This window comes from Ideonella flava, assembly GCF_051857595.1.
GTDB lineage: Bacteria > Pseudomonadota > Gammaproteobacteria > Burkholderiales > Burkholderiaceae_C > Ideonella.
In genome coordinates this window covers 423,112-441,992 of the sequence record NZ_JBPZHD010000007.1, presented here as the reverse complement: position 1 = coordinate 441,992, position 18,881 = coordinate 423,112, and the positions used below count along the sequence as shown (strand labels likewise).

Below are 18,881 nucleotides of genomic sequence, written 5' to 3'. Positions count from 1 at the left end.
GCAGGATTCAAGATCTCCCCGGGTATTGCGCACTCACCTTCACGCTTATGCCTGTCGGATCTACGTCGTTGCGTCCCGTGCAAGTACCGGGCTTCGACGATATGGGCCGCCTCACCCCGCAACGCCGCCTCGTATCCGCTTCCTGTTCGTCAGGCCAGCGCTTTGCCTTCGGCTTCCTTCGGATTTGCAGTCACCCGCAACACCCTTGCCGTTCGGCTACCTCTTCCCCTTGCCGGGTGAGGAGAGGACTTGCACCTCCAAGTAAGTGCGCCCTGCCGGGCGCACCCATGAAAAAGGGCAGGCCGCTTGCGCGGCCTGCCCTGCCCAACGACGTTCTGAACGGACCCGATCAATCAGCCTGCTTGCGCAGGAAAGCCGGGATCTCGATTTCGTCCATGCCGTTGCTGGACAGCGCCTCCACCTTGGCCGCGGCCTGGGTGCGGCCGGTGCGCCACACGCTGGGCGTGGCGAGCTGGCTGTAGTCCTGCTGCGGCACGGCGGCGCCCGTGGCATGGGAGGCACCGAGGGGCGCGGCGCCCTGGACCGGGTTGTTCAGCAGCGGCAGGTTGTCGGTGCCCGTGCGCAGGTGGGTCTGCGTCTGCACCACCGTCAGCGGGGCCTGCGCGCGGCGCGAGGAGGACAGGCCGGTGGCGATCACCGTCACGCGCAGCTGGTCGCCCAGCGAGTCGTCGTAGGCGGTGCCGTAGATCACGTGCGCATCCTCCGCGGCGTAACGGCGGATGGTGTTCATCGCGTTCTTGCTCTCGGCCAGCTTGAAGGTCGAGCGGGCCGCGGCGATCAGCACCAGCACGCCGCGCGCGCCGGACAGGTCGATGCCCTCCAGCAGCGGGCAGGCCACCGCCGCTTCGGCCGCCTTGTGGGCGCGGTCGGGGCCGCCGGCCATCGCGGTGCCCATCATCGCCTTGCCGGGCTCGCTCATCACCGTCTTCACGTCCTCGAAGTCGACGTTCACGAGACCCGGGATGTGGATGATGTCGCTGATGCCGCCCACCGCGTTCTTCAGCACGTCGTTGGCGTGCGCGAAGGCCTGGTCCTGGGTGACGTCGTCGCCCAGCACCTCGAGCAGCTTCTCGTTGAGCACCACGATCAGCGAATCGACGTTGGCCTCGAGCTCCATCACGCCGGCATCGGCCTGCTTGCTGCGGCGGCCGCCCTCGAAGTCGAAGGGCTTGGTCACCACACCGACGGTGAGGATGCCCATGTCCTTGGCGACCCGCGCGATCACCGGTGCCGCGCCGGTGCCCGTGCCGCCGCCCATGCCAGCGGTGATGAAGAGCATGTGGGCACCCTCGATCGCCTGGCGGATGCGGGCTTCGGCCTCCTCGGCGGCCGACTTGCCGACCTCGGGCTTGGAGCCCGCTCCCAGGCCGGTGGAGCCCAGCTGCACCAGCTGGGCCGCCGCGCTGCGGTTGAGCGCCTGCGCATCGGTGTTGGCGCAGATGAACTCCACCCCTTGCACCCCTTGCGAAATCATGTGCTCGACGGCGTTGCCGCCGCCCCCGCCGACGCCGATCACCTTGATCTGCGTTCCTTGGTCGAATTCTTCGATCATCTCGATGGGCATATGAACCTCCGTCGTCGTTGCAGTTGCCGTACTTGCTTGCCTTGAACTACCGAACTGGCGGCCCCGTCTTCGAGGCTCTTCGTTCTGCTAGTCCTCACTAGAACTCACTAGAAATTTCCCAACAGCCAATCCTTGGCCTTGCCGAACATGGTCTTGACCGAGCCCGCCTGCTGCGCCGCCTTGTGGCCGCGTGTGTGGGCGATCCGGGCCTCCTCCAGCAGGCCCATCACGGTGGCCGACCGCGGGTTGGCCACCATGTCGAACAGCGCTCCCGAGTAGGTGGGCAGGCCCTTGCGCACGGGCTTGAGGAAGATGTCCTCGCCCAGCTCCACCATGCCCGGCATCACCGCCGTGCCGCCGGTGATCACGATGCCGGAGGACAGCAGCTCCTCGTAGCCGGAATCGCGGATCACCTGGTGCACCAGCGAATAGATTTCTTCCACCCGCGGCTCGATCACGCCGGCCAGCGCCTGGCGGCTGAGCATGCGCGGCACGCGGTCGCCCAGGCCCGGCACCTCGACCTGCTCGCCCGGGTCGGCCAGCAGCTGCTTGGCCACGCCGTACTCGACCTTGATCTCCTCGGCATCCTTGGTCGGCGTGCGCAGCGCCATCGCGATGTCGCTGGTGATCAAGTCGCCGGCGATGGGGATGACTGCGGTATGGCGGATGGAGCCGCCGGTGAAGATCGCGACGTCCGTCGTGCCGGCGCCGATGTCGACGACCGCCACGCCGAGATCCTTCTCGTCGTCGGTGAGCACGGCCGAGGCTGACGCGGTGGGCGACAGGCACAGCTGGTCCACCTCCAGCCCGCAGCGGCGCACGCACTTGAGGATGTTCTCGGCGGCGCTCTGGGCGCCGGTGGCGATGTGCACCTTGACCTCGAGCCGGCTGCCGCTCATGCCGATCGGCTCCTTGACCTCGTGGCCGTCGATCACGAACTCCTGCGACTCGACCAGCAGCAGGCGCTGGTCGTTCGGGATGTTGATCGCCTTGGCCGTCTCGATCACGCGGGCCACGTCAACCGGCGTCACTTCGCGGTTGTCGCGCACGATCACCATGCCGGTGGAGTTCTGGCCGCGGATGTGGCTGCCGGTGATGCCGGTGTAGACGCGCTCGATCTTGCAGGCGGCCATCATCTCGGCCTCCTTCAGCGCCTGCTGGATGGACTGCACGGTGGCGTCGATGTTGACCACCACGCCGCGCTTCAATCCATGCGAGGCGGCCACGCCCAGCCCCGCCACGCGCAGGTCGCCATCGGGCATGACCTCGGCGACCACCGCCATCACCTTGGCGGTGCCGATGTCGAGTCCGACGACGAGATCCTTGTAGTCCTTGGCCATCTTGTTGCGATCCCTCAGTCTGTCGATTCGCTCGCCGCGGCCGGGGCGAGCGGGCCCTTCAGCCGCAGCGCGTAACCGTCGGCGTGACGCAGGTCCGCGCGGTCCCAGCCGCGGCGCTGGCGGGCGGCGACCTGGGTCACCGTGCGCACGAATCGCGCCGTGCGGGCCATCACCTCGTCATCCGTGCCGCGGCCGAGCTCCAGCTCGGCGCCGTTGTCCAGTTCCACCTGCCAGGAGCCGCGGCCGGACAGCGCCACGCGCGTGGGCGCCACATCCAGCGGCTTGAGCAGCGGCAACAGGCGCCGGTACATCGCCAGGATGGCGGCCGCCGACTCGTCGTCGCGCCCGGAAAACTCGGGCAGGTCGTCGTCGTCCACATCGCCCAGGTTGGCCTCGAAGACCTCGCCGTAGGAGTTGACGAGCCGGTCGTTGCCCTCGTCGCCCTTCCACACCGCCACCGGGTGGTGCTCTTCCATCTTCACCACCAGGCGATTCGGGAACACGCGCTGCACGACGACGTGGCGCACCCACGGCACGCTCTCGAACGCGCGACGTGCGGCCTGCAGGTCCAGCGTGAAGTAGTTGCCCGCCAGACGCGGCGCCGCATTGGCACGGATGGTGGCGGCGCTGTTGCGCGTGACCTCGCCTTCGAGCCGGATGGAGCGGAAGGCGAACACCGGCTGGCGCGCGACCCAGGCCGCGCCCGCGGCCAGCAGTACCGCACCGGCGAGCGCGACGATTGCCACGGCAGTGGCGTTCATCATGCGCACGTCGGGAGGCAGGCTGCTGGCGGCGGTGGCCATCTCGATCACACCTCGTCCCGGCGATGCTGGACGGCGCTGTCGAGCGTGGCGCCGGCCAGCAGGTACAGGCACAGCTGCTCGTAATCCATGCCCGTCGACGCCGCCGACTTGGGCACCAGCGAATGGCTCGTCATGCCCGGCGAGGTGTTCATCTCGAGCAGGAAGGGCTGGCGGTCGCTGGCGCGGATCATCAGGTCCGCGCGGCCCCAGCCGCGGCAGCCGAGCAGGCGATAGGACTCGACGACGAGCCGCTGGATCTCTCGCTCCTCGGCCTCGGGCAGGCCGCTCGGCACCACGTACACCGTCTCGTCGGAGACGTACTTGTGCTCGTAGTCGTAGTTGCCGTCGGGGGCGACGATGCGGATCACCGGCAGCGCGGTGGCAGAAGCGCCCTCACCCAGCACGGGGCAGGTGACCTCTTCGCCGACGATGAACTCTTCGCACAGCACGTCGGAATCGAATTGTGCGGCGAGGGTCACCGCTTCCATCATCCCGGAATACCCGGCCACCTTGCTGACACCGAAGGATGACCCCTCGCGCGCCGGCTTGACGATCAACGGCAAGCCGAGGTCGTCGGGCACGCAGCGCACGATCTCGCGGCCGTGCTCGCCGGCGCCCAGCAGCTTCCAACGCGGCGTGGGCAACCCGGCGAAGGCCCAGATACGCTTGGTCATCACCTTGTCCATCGCGATGGCCGAGGCCATCACGCCGGAGCCGGTGTAGGGGATGCCCAGCAGCTCGAGCGCACCCTGCACCGTGCCGTCTTCGCCATGGCGGCCATGCAGCGCGATGAAGCAGCGGGCGAAGCCTTCGGTCTTCAGCTCGGTCAACGCCCGCTCGGACGGATCGAAGGCATGCGCATCGACACCTTGCGAGCGCAGTGCAGCCAGCACGCCATGGCCCGACATGAACGAGACCGGGCGCTCGGCGGAGTCCCCGCCCATCAGCACCGCCACCTTGCCCAGGCTTTTCACATCGATCGCGCTCATGCCGCACTCCCCGCCATCTCGGCCACCTGCGCCGGCACACCGCCGATCGAGCCGGCGCCCATCGAGATCACCACGTCGCCGTCCTTGGCGAAGCCGCAGATCTCGGCGGGCAGCTCGGCCACCTCGTCTACGAACACCGGATCGACCTTGCCGGCCACGCGCAGCGCACGCACCAGGGCGCGGCCGTCGGCGGCGACGATGGGTGACTCACCCGCGGCGTAGACCTCGGTCAGCAGCACGGCGTCGGCTTGCCCCATCACCTTCACGAAATCCTCGAAGCAATCCCGGGTGCGGGTGTACCGGTGCGGCTGGAACGCCAGCACCAGGCGGCGGCCCGGGAAGGCTCCGCGCGCGGCGGCCAGCACCGCGGCCATCTCGACCGGGTGGTGCCCGTAATCGTCGATCAGCGTGAAGCGGCCGCCCTCCTTCGCGGCGAGCTCGCCATAGCGCTGGAAGCGCCGGCCGACGCCGTCGAACTTCGCCAGGGCCGTGACGATGGGGGCATCTGCCAGCTCGAGCTCGGTCGCCACGGCGATCGCTGCCAGCGCGTTGCGCACGTTGTGCTCGCCCGGCAGGTTGAGCGTGATGTCCAGGTCCGGCATCGCGACGCCGTTGCGGCGCTTGCAGGTGAAGCGCATTTGGCCTCCGACCAACGCCTGCACGTGGACCGCACGCACCTGCACATCCTCGCTGAATCCATAGCTGACGACCGGCCGCGAGACCATGGGCACGATGCTCTTCACGCCGGGGTCGTCGGCGCAGACGATGGCCGAGCCGTAGAACGGCATGCGGTGCAGGAAGTCGACGAAGGCGCCCTTGAGCCGCGCGAAGTCGTGGCCGTAGGTGTCCATGTGGTCGGCGTCGATGTTGGTGACGACCGACAGGACGGGCATGAGGTTCAGGAACGAGGCGTCCGACTCGTCGGCCTCGACGACGATGTACTCGCCCGAGCCCAGGCGCGAGTTGGCGCCGGCCGAGTTGAGCTTGCCGCCGATGACGAAGGTCGGATCGACGCCGGCCTCGGCCAGCACGCTGGTCACCAGCGAAGTGGTGGTCGTCTTGCCGTGGGTGCCTGCGATCGCGATGCCCTTCTTCAGGCGCATCAGCTCGGCCAGCATCACCGCCCGCGGCACCACCGGGATGCGCCGGGTGCGGGCGGCGATCACCTCCGGGTTGTCGCCCCGGACCGCGGTGGAGATCACCACCGCCTGCGCACCGTCGATGTACGAGGCTTCGTGGCCGTGGTGCACCCGGATGCCCAGCCCCGCCAGGCGCCGGGTGGTGGCGGTGTCGGATTGGTCCGAGCCCGAGACGGCGTAGCCCAGGTTGTGCAGGATCTCGGCGATGCCGCTCATGCCGGCGCCGCCCACGCCGACGAAATGGATATGCTTGACGGCGTGCTTCATGCTCCGCCCTCCACGGCATGCCGACCCTTCGTCGGCTTGCCCAGGTTCTCGACGAAGTGGGCCATGTGCTTGACGGCGTGCTTCACGCTTTCGCAGGGCCGCCCCAAGGAAGCGAGCCCCCTCGGGGGGTGGTGAAGCAGCGAAGCTGCAAGCCTGGGGGTCGTCATGTCTCCACCAGCCTTTCGATCTCATCGGCCACCTTTGCGGCCGCGTGCGGGCGCGCCAGGGCCTTGGCCTTCTGGGCCATGGTCATCAGCTGCCGGCGGTTCACTCGCTGCAGCGCCTCGGCCAGCTTCTGCGGCGTCAGCTCCTTCTGCGGCAGGTGGATGGCGGCGCCGCGCTCGGCCATCCAGGCCGCGTTGTCGCGCTGGTGGGCGGTCGTGCTCACCACCAGCGGCACGAGGACACTGGCCACGCCCGCGGCGCACAGCTCGCTCACCGTGATCGCGCCGGCGCGGCAGACGATCACGTCGCAGTGGCCGAGGCAGTTGGCCATGTCGTCGATGAAGGGCTGGACCTCGGCCTGCACGCCCAGCGTGGCATAGCGCCCGCGGACTTCGTCGAGGTGAGCCGTTCCGGTCTGGTGCATCACCAGCGGCCGCTGTTCGGCGGGCATCTGCGCCAGCGCCGCCGGCACCATCTCGTTGAGCACCCTGGCGCCCAGGCTGCCGCCGACCACGAGCAGGCGCAGCGGGCCCTCGCGGCCTTCGAAGCGCACCTCGGGCGGCGGCATGGATTCGATTTCGGCGCGGACGGGGTTGCCGGTGACCAGCCCATGCTTGACCTTGCCCACCGCCGGCCCGTCGAAACCGAAGGCCACCTTGTCGGCCACGGGCAAGAGCGCCTTGTTCGACAGCAGCAGGCCCGCGTCCGCATTGACGAGCATCAGCGGCTTGCCCAGCAGCGAAGCCATCATGCCGCCCGGGAAGCACACGTAGCCGCCCATGCCCAGCACCGCATCGGCGGAGCGCTTGCGCAGGATGCGCGCCGAATCCCAGAAGGCCTTGAGCAGGCGCAGGCCGCCGAACATCGTCTGCACGAAGTTCTTGCCGCGCAGCCCGCTGAAGGCCAGCCGGTCCATCGCGATGCCGGAGGGCGGCACCAGCTTGTTCTCCATGCCGCCTTCGGTGCCCAGCCAGCTCACGGCCCAGCCGCGGGATTGCATCTCGCGCGCGACGGCGAGGCCGGGGATCACGTGCCCACCGGTCCCGGCAGCCATGATGACGAGATGCCGCGTCATTGCCGCCCGCCTCTCATCATTTGTCGATTCTGGTTCCGGCCGGCCGCCGAGGCGGCCTTCACATCGCCAAGCGATGTGAGCCTGCACCGAAACAGCCAACCCGTGCGATGCACGGCGGTCATGTTGCACATGCCCGTCATGCGCGGCCTCCGCGCATGAGTTGCCTGTTTTCTTGATCCACGCGCAGCACGATGGCCAGCGCCACCAGGTTCATCAGGATCCCGGAGCCCCCGTAGCTCAGCAGCGGCAGCGTCAGCCCCTTGGTGGGCAGGAGCCCCAGGTTCACGCCCATGTTGATGAAGCTCTGGCCGCCGAACCAGATACCGATGCCCTGGGTCATCAGGCCCGCGAAGACGCGGTCCAGCGCGATCGCCTGGCGGCCGATGACGAAGATGCGGCGGGTCAGCCAGAAGAAGGCGGCGATGACCGCCAGCACGACGATGAAGCCGAGTTCCTCGCCGATCACCGCCAGCAGGAAGTCGGTGTGCGCCTCGGGCAGGTAGCTCAGCTTCTCGATCGACTGACCCAGGCCCTGGCCCAACCATTCGCCGCGGCCGAAGGCGATCAGCGAATGGGTCAGCTGGTAGGCCTTGCCCTGCGCGTACTCGGGGTTCCAGGGGTCGAGGTAGGCGAAGATGCGCTGGCGGCGGAATTCGCTGAAGGCGATCATCAGCACGAAGGCGCCCACCAGCACCATCACGCTGAGCAGGAACATGCGGCCGTTGACGCCGCCGAGGAAGAGGATGCCGAGCGCCACCGCGGCAATGACCATGAAGGCGCCCATGTCCGGCTCGGCCAGCAGCAGCACGCCCACCACCCCCAGCGCCACGGCCATAGGCCACACCGCCTTGACGAAGTTCTCCTTCACGTCCATCTTGCGGACCATGTAGCTGGCCGCGTACATGGCGATGGACAGCTTGGCCAGCTCGCTCGGCTGGAAGCTCATGATGCCCAGCGGGATCCAGCGCCGCGCCCCGTTCACGCCCTTGCCGATGAAGGGCACGAGCACGACGATCAAGGCGGCGAGCGAAGCCGCGAAAAGCCACGGCGCCCACTTCTCCCACACCGAGATCGGGATCTGCAGGGTCACCAGCGCCGCGACGAAGCCGAGGGCGATGAACATCGCCTGCCGGTTGAGGAAATAGGTCGGCGAGTAGTTGGCGAACTTCGGGTTGTCGTGCATCGCCACCGAGGCCGAATACACCATCACCAGGCCGAGCGCGAGCAGCGCGGTCACGACCCAGGCCAGAGGCTGGTCGAAGCCGGAGACGGCGCTGGGCTTGCCGCTGCCCACCGAGACCCAGTCGCGGATCGGCAGCGCCTCGGCGCGCGAGCGGGCCTTCGGCCACCAGGCGACGAGCACGGCGAAGCGCTCGCGCCAGGTGGCGGCGCGCGGGACGGCGGCGGAGGCGCCTCGGGTCATTGGGGCCCCCCACGTCGCTGCGCGCCGATCCCCCCGAGGGGGAGCGAGCGCCTACGGAGCGGCCGGGCGGCGCTCATTGGGGCCCCCCACGTCGCTGCGCGCCGATCCCCCCGAGGGGGAGCGAGCGCTTTCGGAGCGGCCGTGCAGCGCTCATTCCAGAACTTCTCCCCGCTCTACCGCGATCTCATGCACCGTGGAGGAGAACACCTCGGCGCGATGGGCGTAGTTGCGGAACATGTCCAGGCTGGCGCAAGCCGGGCTCAGCAGCACGGCATCGCCTTCATGGGCCTGGGCGAAGCACCAGCGCACGGCTTCTTCCAGCGTGGCGTGGCGCTGAAGCGGCACGCCGGTGGAGGCCAGCGCGGCCTCGATCACTTCGGCGTCGCGGCCGATGGTGGCCACCGCACGCGCGTGGCGGGCCACCGGCGCGGCCAGGGGCGAGAAGTCCTGGCCCTTGCCATCGCCACCGAGGATGACGACCAGCTTCGAACTCAGGCGATCCTCGCCCAGTCCGTTCAAGGCGGCCACGGTCGCGCCGACGTTGGTGCCCTTGCTGTCGTCCACCGCCTCGACGCCGCCGACGAAGCCGATAGGCTCCACGCGGTGCGGCTCGCCGCGGTACTCGCGCAGGCCGTGCAGCATCGGTGCCAGCGGGCGGCCGATCGCCGTGGCGAGGGCGAGCGCGGCCAAGGCATTGGAGGCGTTGTGACGGCCGCGGATGCGCAGCGCATCGGCCGGCATCAGCCGCTGCAGGTGGATCTCTTCCTCCTCGTCCTTGCGACGCTTCACGGTTTCATCAGCCGGCAGCGCGCGCACCAGCCAGGCCATGCCGGCTTCGGTCACCAGCCCGAAATCACCCGGATGCCCGGGGGCGTCCAGGCCGAAGCGGACCACCAGGCGCGACACCGCCCTCGCCGCCTTGCCCCGCCCGCCCTTGACCATCACCGGCGCGGGCACCATGGCCTCGACCATCGGGTCGTCGCGGTTGATCACCATCACGCCCTGCTGACCGAAGATGCGCGCCTTGGCGGCCGCATAGGCGGCCATGTCGCCGTGCCAGTCGAGGTGGTCCTGGGTCACGTTCAGCACCGCGGCCGCGCTCGGCTCAAAGCCCTGCACGCCATCGAGCTGGAAGCTGGACAGCTCCAGCACCCAGACCTCGGGCAGGTGCTCGAACACCGGCGCCGAAGGCGGAGGCGGAGCGAGTTGCAGTGGCGCCTCTTCTTCGGCGTTGCCACCGAGCGGCAGCTCGATCGACGCCTCGGTCACGTTGACGTCGAAGGCCAGGTCGACCCGGTCGCCGGCGCCGGTCACGTCCACCTGCACGTCCACCGAGTCGCCGGCCCCGCTGACGTCCACGGCCACGTCCACCGTGTTGGCCACCCCGCTGACATCGACCGGGACGTCGATCGAGTCCGGTGTGAGGCCAGCGGCGTCCAGCGGCATCGGGATCGTGCGGTCGTCCAGCGGCCGCGCGTCCACGAAGGCGCCGGGCAGCGTGGGCTGCTCGTCTTCTTCGTCGGCCGCGACGCGCGTGGGCTCCTGCGCGGCGGGCTCGGCCGGTGCCATATCGTGCGACGGTTCCAAGTCCAGCGAGGCCGCCAGCGTGTCCAGCATCGTCGGGCCGATGTTGCCGGCCAGGCCGACGCGCGAGCCGCTGCGCTCGACCAGCATTGCCGTCAGGGCCGTCGTGGTGGTCTTGCCGTTGGTGCCGGTGACGGCGAGCACCTTGGGCGCGTAGCCTCGCTCCGCCCGCAGGTCGGCGAGGGCGCGAGCGAAGAGATCGAGCTCGCCCTGGATGGCGAGGCCCCGCGCGCGCGCAGCCCTCAGCATCGCAGCGACGCGTTCGTCCGTGGGCGCGAGCCCCGGGCTCTTGAGCACGAGGCGCACCTCGGCGAGGTCACCGGTTCCTTCGAGACGATCGGCCGTCAGCGCGCCGCTCAGCAGCACCGCCTCCGGCACGGCCAGCGCCAGCGCGGCCGCCTGCGGCGGGTTCTCACGCGAGTCCCACACGCGCACCCGGGCGCCGAAGCGGGCGCACCAGCGCGCCATCGCGAGGCCCGAGTCGCCCAGGCCCAGCACCAGCACAGGGAGGTCTTTCAGATTCTTCATCGTCCTGCCTTGCCCTTCACCGCAGCTTCAGGCTCGCCAAGCCGACCAGGCACAGCAGCATGGTGATGATCCAGAAGCGGATCACCACCTGCGTCTCGTTCCAGCCCGACTTCTCGTAGTGGTGGTGCAGCGGGGCCATCAGGAAGATGCGCCGGCCCTCGCCGTAGCGTTTCTTGGTGTACTTGAACCAGGCCACCTGGACCATCACCGAAAGGGCCTCGATCACGAAGACACCCCCCATGACGCCGAGCAGGATCTCCTGCCGCGTGATGACGGCGATGGTGCCGAGGGCGCCGCCCAGGGCCAGCGCGCCCACGTCGCCCATGAAGACCTGCGCGGGATAGGCGTTGAACCAGAGGAAGGCCAGGCCCGCGCCGCCGATCGCCGCGCAGAAGATGAGCAGTTCGCCGGCCCCCGGGATGTAGGGGAACAGCAGGTAGCGCGAATACACCGAGTTGCCGGTCACGTACGCGAAGATGCCCAGCGTGGCCGCGACCAGCACCACCGGCATGATGGCCAGGCCATCGAGCCCATCCGTGAGGTTGACCGCATTGCTCGCGCCGACGATGACGAAATAGGTCAGGCCGATGAACCCGAAGACCCCCAGCGGGTAGCTGATGGTCTTGAAGAAGGGCACCATCAGGTCGGCCTTGGGCGGCAGGTCGTTCGAGAAGCCGCTCGACACCCAGCGCAGGAAGAGCTCCAGCACCCGGATGTTCGAGGTCTCGGACACGCTGAACGCCAGGTACAGCGCCGCGACCAGGCCGATCGCGGATTGCCAGAAGAACTTCTCCTTCGAGGGCATGCCCTCCGGGTCCTTCAGCACGACCTTGCGCCAGTCGTCGACCCAGCCGATGGCGCCGAAGCCGAAGGTCACCAGCATGGTGATCCAGACGAAGCGGTTGCTCCAGTCGCTCCACAGCACCGTCGCCACGGCGATGCCGATCAGGATCAGCGCACCGCCCATGGTCGGCGTGCCGGCCTTGACCAGGTGGGTCTGCACGCCGTACTCGCGGATGGGCTGGCCGATCTTCAGCTCGGCCAGCCGCCGGATCACGAAGGGGCCGAAGATCAGGCCGATCAGCAGCGCGGTCATCGCCGCCAGCACCGCCCGGAAGGTCTGGTACTGGAACACGCGCAGGAAGCCGAACTGCTCGGCGTAGTGGTTCTGCAGCCACTGGGCGAGGCTAGGCAGCATGGACCACCTCCCGGTTTCGGGCCAGGCTAGACGACATGCGGCGTCCCTCCCGACTGCAGCGCGTTCACCACGCGCTCCATCTTCATGAAGCGCGAGCCCTTGACCAGCACCGAGGAGAACGGCGGCGCCTCTTCGGCCAGCGCCGCGAGCAGCTCGTCGACGGTCTCGAAGTGGCGGGCACCGGTATCGGCCACGGCGTGGCGCATCAGCTCGCCCACGCACCACACGGTCTCGATGCCGGCCAGGTTCGCGTGCTGGCCGACCTCGGCATGGAAGCTGGGCCCCTGGTCGCCGACCTCGCCCATGTCGCCCATCACCAGCCAGCGCGGGCGCGGCAGCTCGGCCAGCACGTCGATCGCGGCGCGGACGGAGTCGGGGTTGGCGTTGTAGCTGTCGTCGATCAGCGTGCGGGGCTGGCCGCGCACCAGCAAGGGCTTGACCTGCGAGCGGCCCTTGACCGGCGTGAAGGCCGACAGGCCCTGCGCGATGGCCTCGGGCGCGACGCCAGCGGCCAGCGCAGCAGCGGCCGCCGCGGCCGCGTTCTTCACGTTGTGGCGGCCGGCGATGTGCAGGGCGACATCGATCGGGCCGGCGGGGGTGGCCAGGCTGACCTGCCAGTGGTCCATCAGCCAGCGGGCGCCGGCCTTCACGTCGGCCTCGTCGTCGAGCGCGAAGGTCAGCACGCGACGTGCGCCGGCCAGCTCGCGCCACAGCGGCGTGAAGGGCTCGTCGGCCGGGAAGACGGCCGCGCCGCCCGCCGGCAGCGCGGAAATCACGCTGCCGTTCTCGCGCGCCACGGCCTCCACGCTGTGCATGAACTCCTGGTGCTCGCGCTGCGCGTTGTTGACGAGGCCGACCGTCGGCTGCGCGATGGCCGCCAGTTCGCCGATCTCGCCCGGGTGGTTCATGCCCAGCTCGATCACCGCGGCCTGGTGGTGGGCGCGCAGCCGCAGCACGGTGACGGGCACGCCGATGTGGTTGTTCAGGTTGCCTTCGGTGCCGAGCGCCGCCTCGCCGTGCGCAGCACGCAGGATGGCGGCGATCATCTGGGTGACCGTGGTCTTGCCGTTGCTGCCTGCCACCGCGATGAGCGGCAGCGAGTGGCGTGCCCGCCAGCCGGTGGCCAGGGTCTGCATTGCCGCCAGCGGATCGTCCACCTGCAGGCCAGCGAGCCCGGCTTCGGCGATGCCGCGCGAGGCCAGCGCCGCCACCGCACCGGAGACGCGCGCTGCATCGAGGAAGTCATGGGCATCGAAGCGCTCGCCCTTGAGCGCGACGAAGAGGTCGCCCGAGCGCAACGTGCGGGTGTCGGTGTGCACGCGGGTGAAGGCGACATTCGGGTTGCCGATCACCTGGGCAGCGGGCAGCAGCGTACGCGCCTGGCCGAGCGTCATCATGCGCGCGCCCTCCTCGCCAAAGCCTGTGCGGCCTCGGCGGCATCGGAGAACGGATGCTTGACGCCCTCGATCTCCTGGTAGTCCTCGTGGCCCTTGCCGGCCACCAGGATCACGTCGCTCGGCGCGGCCACGGCCACGGTCTGCGAGATGGCCAGGCGCCGGTCGATCTGCGACTCGACGCGCTGGGCCGCTGGCCGGGCCGGGATGCCGGCGACGATCTGCGCCACGATGGCCGCCGGCGGCTCGCCGCGCGGGTTGTCGCTGGTGACGACCACCCGGTCGGCCAGGCGGGCCGCGATCTCGCCCATCAGCGGGCGCTTGGTCGCGTCGCGGTTGCCACCGCAGCCGAAGACGCACCACAGGCGGCCTTCACGCGCCTGGGCCAGCGGGCGCAGCGCGGCCAGCGCCTTTTCCAGCGCGTCCGGCGTGTGGGCGTAGTCGACCACCACTTCGGGCCGGCCCTGGCCATCCCCCACGCGCTGCATGCGACCGGGGACGGGCGTGACGCGTTGCGCGACGCGCGCGGCCTCCGCCAGCGGCACGCCCAGCGCCCGCAGGCCACCGATCACCACCAGCAGGTTGCTCGCGTTGTAGTCGCCGATGAGTCGACTGGCGACACTGGCGCGGTCGGCGCCGTCGATCACTTCGAAGGCCAGCCCGCCCTCGCGGTAGCTCACCTCGACCGCGCGCAGGCGCGCCAGGCCCGAGACCGAGACGGTCCACAGGTCCAGCCCCTTGCCAGCCAGGTCGGCCACCAGCTTGGCCCCCTGGGGATCGTCGACGTTGATGACTGCCGACCGCAGGCCGGGCCAGGCGAACAGCTCCCGCTTGGCGGCCCAGTAGGCGTCCATGTCGCCGTGGTAATCCAGGTGGTCGCGGGTGAAGTTGGTGAACAGGGCCACCTCCACCGCGGTGCCGGCCAGCCGCTGCTCGACGATGCCGATCGAGGACGCCTCGATCGCACAGGCGCCGAAGCCCTGGTCGGCCATGCGGCGGAAGGCCTGCTGCAGCAGCACCGGGTCCGGCGTCGTGAGGCCGGTGAATTCGATCCGCGCCTCGCCCCCTTCGGGTGTCGGCGGTTCACCGATCCCGAGCGTGCCGACCACGCCGCAGCGCGTCCCGAGCTGGCTCAGGCACTGCGCCGTCCACCAGGCCGTGGAGGTCTTGCCGTTGGTGCCGGTGGTGGCCACCACGCGCAGCGCGCTGCTGGGCTCGCGGTAATAGCTGCTCGCGATCAGGCCGGTCGCCGCCTTGAGTTGCGGCAGGGTCGCCACGCGGGCGTCCTCGAAGCCGAAGGCCTCTATGCCTTCGCGCTCGACGAGGCAGGTGGCCGCGCCGCGGTCCAGCGCCTGCTGCACGAACTGCCGGCCGTCGGTCGCGTAGCCCGGCCAGGCGATGAAGGCATCGCCGGGCCGGACCTGGCGGCTGTCGGTCCTCAGCGCGCCGGTGACCCACGAACCGAGCCAGCGTGCGGCGGCGTCGGGGCTCTTCAGATGGGTGAGAGACATGTCAGTGCATCGCCTTCTCGTCGTCGGTCGGGGCCAGGGCCACGGCCTTCGGGTTGGCGCTCTTCACGTTCGTGCGGGCGGTGACGGCCGGTGCCTTCACCTCCATGTCCGGGGGGACGCCCAGGGTGCGCAGGGTCTGCTCGACCACGGTCTTGAACACCGGCGCGGCCACGAGGCCGCCGAAGTAGACGCCGGTCGGCTCGTCGATCATCACGGCCACCACCACGCGCGGGTTGTCGATCGGCGAGATGCCGGAGAACCAGGCGCGGTGCTTGTCGCTGTTGTAGCCGCGGCCTTCCTGCTTCTCGGCCGTGCCGGTCTTGCCGCCGGCCGAGTAGCCCACCGGCTGGGCCAGCGGTGCGGTGCCCTCGGCGCTCACGGTGCCACGCAACAGCTGGCGCATCGTGCGCGCGGTCTCGGGCTCGAAGATGCGCATGGCCGGCAGCGCCTCCTCGCCCTTGATCAGGGTGAGCGGCGCCAGCTCGCCATCGCGGGCGATCGCCGTGTAGGCCCGGGCGATCTGCAGCAGGGAGGCCGACAGGCCGTAGCCGTAGCTCATGGTCGCCTTCTCGACCGGCTTCCAGGTCTTCCAGGGCCGCAGCTTGCCGGTGGCGGCACCGGGGAAGCCGATCTGCGGCTTGGTGCCGAAGCCGAGCGAGGCGAGCATCTCGCCCATCTCCTTGTTGTCCAGGCGCTGCGACATCTTCACCGTGCCGACGTTGCTGGACTTCTGGATCACCTGGGCCACCGTCAACGCATCGTGCGAGTGCGAACCATCGTTGACCAGCAGCGGGCCGACCTTGAAAGGATGCGTGTCGAGCAGGGTGTCCGGCTTGACGAAGCCCTTCTCCAGCGCCATCGAGACGATGAAGGGCTTGACCGTCGAGCCAGGCTCGAAGACGTCGGTGACGGCGCGGTTGCGCAGTTGAGCGCCGGTGAGGTTGCGGCGCTCGCCGGGGAGGTAGCTGGGGTAGTTGGCCAGGGCGAGGATCTCGCCGCTCTGCGCGTCGAGCACCACCACGCTGCCGGCCTTGGCCTTGTGCTCCTGTACCGCGTCGCGGATGCGCTGGTAGGCCAGGGCCTGGACCTGCGAATCGATGGTCAGCTGCACGTCGCGGCCGTCGTGCGGATCGACCGGCTCGCCGAGCTCCTCGACGATGCGGCCCAGGCGATCCTTGAGCACGCCGCGCGAGCCGGTGTGGCCCTGCAGCTGGCGCTGGAAGGTCAGCTCTATGCCCTCCTGGCCCTTGTCCTCGATGTCGGTGAAGCCCACGACATGCGCGGCCGCCTCGTTCTCGGGATAGCGGCGGATGTAGCCCGGCTCGATGGTCAACCCCTTGACCTTCAGCGCCCGGATCTGCTGCGCCACGCCGTCGTCGATCTGGCGGCGCAGCACGACGTAGGCGCCGCCGTCGGCCAGCTTCGCGTCGAACTCCTTGACCGGCATGCGCAGCAGCGAGACCAGGGCGCGCTTCTGGTCGTCCTGGGCCTTGAACTGCTGCGGATTGACCGAGATGGTGGGCGCGTTGACGCTGATGGCCAGGATCTGGCCGTGGCGATCCAGGATGCGGCCGCGGCTGGCGGGCAGCTGGATGGTGGAGGCATAGCGCTCCTCGCCCTTCTTCTGGAAGAAGTCGGACTCCAGCACCTGCACGTACAGCGCGCGGCCGGCCAGGGCCAGGAAGCCCAGGCCCACCATCATGACCAGGAAGCGGCTGCGCCACGGCGGCGTCTTCGAGGCCAGCAGCGGGCTCGTCGAGTAGTTGACGCCGCGAACGGAAGTGGCCGCCGCGCTGCGCTGGCGCGAAACCGCCCTCACGGCGTACCCCCGGAAGCTCGCCCATCGGTCACATACACCGTCACGTCAGGCGTCGCCAGCTTCATCGCCAGCTTCTCGCGCGCGGTGCGCTCGACCTTCAGGTGCGTGGCCTCGGTGCGGCGCTCGGCGTCCAGGCGCTTGGCGTCGGCGGCGAGCTGGGCCTCTTCGGCCTTGGCGCGCTCGATCTCGGCGAACAGGCGGCGCGACTCGTAGCTCGTCTTCACGAGGAAGATCCCGCTCACCACTAGTGCGGCGAGCAGCAGCAGCGAAAGGCGGGTCATACCACCCCCCCCAGGCGCTCGGCCACGCGCAGCACCGCGGAGCGGGCGCGCGGGTTGGCCGACACCTCCGCCTCGCCGGGCTTGACGCGGGCGACCGGCCGCAGGCGCAGGGCGCGCGTGGGCGGTGCGAACGGCGCACGGCGATCGACCTCCTCGCGGCTTTCGTGCGCGATGAAGGTCTTGACGATGCGGTCTTCCAGCGAGTGGAAGCTGATCACGACGAGCCGGCCACCCGGGGCCAGCATCTCGACCGCGGCGCTCAGCCCCTGTTCGAGGTCTTCAAGCTCGGCGTTGACGAAAATCCGAAGAGCTTGAAATGTGCGCGTCGCAGGGTCCTGGCCCGGCTCGCGGGACTTGACCGTGCGAGCCAGGAGCTGGGCCAGCTCGGATGTGGTTCGAAGCGGATGCCCGTCCGTGCGGCGAGCAACAATCGCCTTTGAAATGGGTGCAGCAAACCGTTCTTCGCCATAGTCGCGTACCACTTGGGCAATCAGGCGCTCGTCGGCACGCGCCAGGAATTCGGCGGCGCTCTCGCCGCGCGTCGGGTCCATCCGCATGTCCAGCGGACCATCGAAGCGGAAGCTGAACCCGCGCGCGGGATCGTCGATCTGCGGCGAGCTGACGCCCAGATCCAGCAGCACGCCGTCGACGTGCCCGATGCCGAGCGACGCGAGCTCCTCGCGCATCTGGGCGAAGCTGGCGTGGCAGATGGTCAGCCGGGGATCCTCGATCGCCCTGGCCGCGGCGATCGCCTCCGGATCCTTGTCGAAGACGAACAGGCGCCCCGTCGGCCCGAGCCGGGCCAGCAGCAGGCGCGAATGCCCGCCCCGGCCGAAGGTGCCGTCGACATACACGCCGTCGGGCCGGGTGAGCAAGGCCTCGACGGCTTCGTCCAGCAGGACCGTGGTGTGATGGTGGCCGTCGTCCAAGCTGCGGACCGGCTTGGGGGCAGGCCGGCGCTCGGCCCGCGGCGCCCTGGTCTTCTTCGATGCTGACATGGCGCGCCTCTACAGGACCAGGTTGCGCAATGCGTCGGGCATCGGCTGGGCCAGCGTGGCTTCCTGGTCGGCGAGGTAGCGGTCGCGGTCCCAGATCTCCATCCGGCCGCCCATGCCGACCAGCATGAGGTCCTTGTCGAGCCGCGCCCACGCGCGCAGCTCCGGCGACAGCAGGACGCGGGAGCCGCTGTCGATGTCGACATCCATGGCACTGCCCAGGTACAGACGGCGGAAATTGTCCGCCTCCATCGGCAGCGCGAGCAGCTTGGCGCGGAATTCAATCCACGCCGGCCGGGGGAACAGCAGCAGGCAGCGAGAGGGGCTCTTGCTCAAGGTCATCTGTCCCTGGCACAAGGCGCCCAGGGCGTCGCGGAAACGGGCAGGCACGGTCACCCGGCCTTTGCCGTCCAGCGTCAGCGCGGACTCACCTTGAAACACGAACTCGGACACTCAGCCCCCGGGGCTCCACATTTCGCCACTAAATTGCACTTTGCCCCACTTTATCTCACCCCAGATGCAGGGTCAATGAAACAACTCGAAAAAATTCAATGAAATCAGGTACTTAGCGGCGAAAGCGCAAGCACCACAACGCGAAAGTCCTTGAAAAGCAAGGACTTGGGAGCGGCTCTCAAAGTGATGGGTGAGCACTTACGCAGGCACCAGGCCCGGGGCGGACTTCCATGCGCGGGGCAACGCTGTGCACCAGCCAGCACTGTGACTCGGGCGACTCGGCGGTTGTCTCCGCGGGTCGCACGGCAGCGGCGCTCAACCTGCCAGTCTTC

The 18,881-nt window shown here is 69.4% G+C and carries 15 protein-coding genes; all 15 read right to left on the bottom strand.

What is annotated here, in order from left to right; genetic code table 11:
* Nucleotides 1-349: 349 nt before the first annotated feature.
* Nucleotides 350-1,585 carry a cell division protein FtsZ gene (gene ftsZ, locus ACS5PM_RS17855; protein WP_439389008.1) on the bottom strand — a complete coding sequence of 412 codons (1,236 nt, stop codon included), beginning with the start codon at nt 1,583-1,585 and terminating at the stop codon, nt 350-352.
* A 107-nt stretch (nt 1,586-1,692) separates the two neighbouring features.
* Entirely contained in the window at nt 1,693-2,925 is a 1,233-nt protein-coding gene (gene ftsA / locus ACS5PM_RS17850) for a cell division protein FtsA (protein WP_439389007.1), read from the bottom strand.
* 14 nt (nt 2,926-2,939) lie between these two features.
* Nucleotides 2,940-3,728 carry a cell division protein FtsQ/DivIB gene (locus ACS5PM_RS17845; RefSeq protein WP_439389006.1) on the bottom strand — a complete coding sequence of 263 codons (789 nt, stop codon included), beginning with the start codon at nt 3,726-3,728 and terminating at the stop codon, nt 2,940-2,942.
* A 5-nt stretch (nt 3,729-3,733) separates the two neighbouring features.
* On the bottom strand, nt 3,734-4,717 hold the full coding sequence (locus ACS5PM_RS17840) for a D-alanine--D-alanine ligase (protein ID WP_439389005.1): 984 nt from the start codon (nt 4,715-4,717) through the stop codon (nt 3,734-3,736).
* Nucleotides 4,714-6,123 (bottom strand): UDP-N-acetylmuramate--L-alanine ligase, encoded by a 1,410-nt coding sequence (gene murC / locus ACS5PM_RS17835; protein ID WP_439389004.1) that lies wholly within the window; start codon nt 6,121-6,123, stop codon nt 4,714-4,716. Before murC ends, ACS5PM_RS17840 begins: the two co-directional genes overlap by 4 nt.
* 163 nt (nt 6,124-6,286) lie before the next feature.
* Nucleotides 6,287-7,363 (bottom strand): undecaprenyldiphospho-muramoylpentapeptide beta-N-acetylglucosaminyltransferase, encoded by a 1,077-nt coding sequence (murG, locus tag ACS5PM_RS17830; protein WP_439389003.1) that lies wholly within the window; start codon nt 7,361-7,363, stop codon nt 6,287-6,289.
* A 136-nt stretch (nt 7,364-7,499) separates the two neighbouring features.
* The gene (gene ftsW / locus ACS5PM_RS17825; RefSeq protein WP_439389002.1) at nt 7,500-8,786 is read right to left on the bottom strand and encodes a putative lipid II flippase FtsW; all 1,287 of its coding nucleotides are present in this window, start codon (nt 8,784-8,786) and stop codon (nt 7,500-7,502) included.
* A 150-nt stretch (nt 8,787-8,936) separates the two neighbouring features.
* Entirely contained in the window at nt 8,937-10,898 is a 1,962-nt protein-coding gene (gene murD / locus ACS5PM_RS17820) for a UDP-N-acetylmuramoyl-L-alanine--D-glutamate ligase (RefSeq protein ID WP_439389001.1), read from the bottom strand.
* A gap of 16 nt (nt 10,899-10,914) precedes the next feature.
* Nucleotides 10,915-12,096 (bottom strand): phospho-N-acetylmuramoyl-pentapeptide-transferase, encoded by a 1,182-nt coding sequence (gene mraY, locus ACS5PM_RS17815; RefSeq protein ID WP_439389000.1) that lies wholly within the window; start codon nt 12,094-12,096, stop codon nt 10,915-10,917.
* Between the two features lie 26 nt (nt 12,097-12,122).
* Nucleotides 12,123-13,493, bottom strand: a complete 1,371-nt coding sequence (locus ACS5PM_RS17810; protein WP_439388999.1) for a UDP-N-acetylmuramoyl-tripeptide--D-alanyl-D-alanine ligase — start codon at nt 13,491-13,493, stop codon at nt 12,123-12,125.
* Nucleotides 13,490-15,001, bottom strand: coding sequence for a UDP-N-acetylmuramoyl-L-alanyl-D-glutamate--2,6-diaminopimelate ligase (locus ACS5PM_RS17805; RefSeq protein ID WP_439388998.1), 1,512 nt, complete (start codon nt 14,999-15,001; stop codon nt 13,490-13,492). Before ACS5PM_RS17805 ends, ACS5PM_RS17810 begins: the two co-directional genes overlap by 4 nt.
* 1 nt (nt 15,002) lies before the next feature.
* Nucleotides 15,003-16,820 (bottom strand): peptidoglycan D,D-transpeptidase FtsI family protein, encoded by a 1,818-nt coding sequence (locus ACS5PM_RS17800; protein ID WP_439388997.1) that lies wholly within the window; start codon nt 16,818-16,820, stop codon nt 15,003-15,005.
* Complete coding sequence (gene ftsL / locus ACS5PM_RS17795) at nt 16,817-17,101, bottom strand: cell division protein FtsL (RefSeq protein WP_439388996.1); 285 nt, start codon at nt 17,099-17,101, stop codon at nt 16,817-16,819. Before ftsL ends, ACS5PM_RS17800 begins: the two co-directional genes overlap by 4 nt.
* The gene (rsmH, locus tag ACS5PM_RS17790) at nt 17,098-18,030 is read right to left on the bottom strand and encodes a 16S rRNA (cytosine(1402)-N(4))-methyltransferase RsmH (RefSeq protein ID WP_439388995.1); all 933 of its coding nucleotides are present in this window, start codon (nt 18,028-18,030) and stop codon (nt 17,098-17,100) included. The genes ftsL and rsmH overlap by 4 nt, the downstream gene beginning before the upstream one ends.
* A gap of 78 nt (nt 18,031-18,108) precedes the next feature.
* Nucleotides 18,109-18,549, bottom strand: a complete 441-nt coding sequence (locus ACS5PM_RS17785; RefSeq protein ID WP_439388994.1) for a division/cell wall cluster transcriptional repressor MraZ — start codon at nt 18,547-18,549, stop codon at nt 18,109-18,111.
* Nucleotides 18,550-18,881: the final 332 nt, after the last annotated feature.

What these genes read in the sequence shown, in the direction of transcription:
- ftsZ (WP_439389008.1), bottom strand. Translation starts at nt 1,585, where the DNA reads ATGCCCATCGAGATGATCGAAGAATTCGACCAAGGAACGCAGATCAAG.
- ftsA (WP_439389007.1), bottom strand. Translation starts at nt 2,925, where the DNA reads ATGGCCAAGGACTACAAGGATCTCGTCGTCGGACTCGACATCGGCACC.
- mraY (WP_439389000.1), bottom strand. Translation starts at nt 12,096, where the DNA reads ATGCTGCCTAGCCTCGCCCAGTGGCTGCAGAACCACTACGCCGAGCAG.
- ACS5PM_RS17805 (WP_439388998.1), bottom strand. Translation starts at nt 15,001, where the DNA reads ATGTCTCTCACCCATCTGAAGAGCCCCGACGCCGCCGCACGCTGGCTC.
- ACS5PM_RS17810 (WP_439388999.1), bottom strand. Translation starts at nt 13,493, where the DNA reads ATGATGACGCTCGGCCAGGCGCGTACGCTGCTGCCCGCTGCCCAGGTG.
- ACS5PM_RS17845 (WP_439389006.1), bottom strand. Translation starts at nt 3,728, where the DNA reads ATGGCCACCGCCGCCAGCAGCCTGCCTCCCGACGTGCGCATGATGAAC.
- ACS5PM_RS17840 (WP_439389005.1), bottom strand. Translation starts at nt 4,717, where the DNA reads ATGAGCGCGATCGATGTGAAAAGCCTGGGCAAGGTGGCGGTGCTGATG.
- murC (WP_439389004.1), bottom strand. Translation starts at nt 6,123, where the DNA reads ATGAAGCACGCCGTCAAGCATATCCATTTCGTCGGCGTGGGCGGCGCC.
- murD (WP_439389001.1), bottom strand. Translation starts at nt 10,898, where the DNA reads ATGAAGAATCTGAAAGACCTCCCTGTGCTGGTGCTGGGCCTGGGCGAC.
- ftsL (WP_439388996.1), bottom strand. Translation starts at nt 17,101, where the DNA reads ATGACCCGCCTTTCGCTGCTGCTGCTCGCCGCACTAGTGGTGAGCGGG.
- murG (WP_439389003.1), bottom strand. Translation starts at nt 7,363, where the DNA reads ATGACGCGGCATCTCGTCATCATGGCTGCCGGGACCGGTGGGCACGTG.
- ftsW (WP_439389002.1), bottom strand. Translation starts at nt 8,786, where the DNA reads ATGACCCGAGGCGCCTCCGCCGCCGTCCCGCGCGCCGCCACCTGGCGC.